Here is a 619-nt window from a genome sequence, read left to right as displayed (position 1 = left end):
ATCAGGGCTGGCGCCACGCGCAGGGCATGCTGCACTATGAGCTGGATCAGCTCTCCACGCATTTCACGCGCAGCGCACTCGTGCAGGAGCCGGGGCGCACGGCGCACCGGCTGGTCGAGCAGGGCTACGACTGGCTGTTCGTGAAAAGCGGTCTGCTGGACTGGATACGCGACGCCTCGACGCAGGCCAGCGCCGGCAGCCATCGCCCGACCAAGGATTTCCGCTACTACATCGGCTTGGTCTACGTGAACGTGGAGAGCTACCTGATCGCGGCGGCCTACACGACGCTGGTCTTTCTCGTGCGGCTGCTGGTGCTGTGCCTGACCCTGCCACTGTTCCTGATGGCCGCCTTCGTCGGGCTGGTGGACGGCCTGGTGCGCCGGGACATCCGCCGCTTCGGCGCGGGACGCGAGTCGGGGTTCATCTATCACCGCGCCAGGGCCAGCCTGATCCCGCTGGCCGTACTGCCGTGGGTGACTTACCTGGCACTGCCGGTCAGCGTGAACCCGTTGCTGATCCTGCTGCCCAGCGCCGCATTGCTCGGCGTGGCGGTGTGCATTGCGGCGGCAACGTTCAAGAAGTACCTGTAGCTGCAGCCCTGCGCCAGGTCAGATAAACG

Annotated in this window: 1 protein-coding gene; it reads left to right on the top strand. The window is 66.1% G+C overall.

Going from position 1 to position 619, the window contains the following annotated elements; translation table 11 throughout:
• On the top strand, window positions 1–590 hold a 590-nt coding region (locus ACR6JA_RS22480), incomplete at its 5' end, for a TIGR03747 family integrating conjugative element membrane protein (RefSeq protein WP_494599650.1).
• Window positions 591–619 lie beyond the last annotated feature (29 nt).

Source organism: Cedecea sp. B1(4) (assembly GCF_059414925.1).
This window is presented reverse-complemented; position numbering and strand designations above follow the sequence as displayed.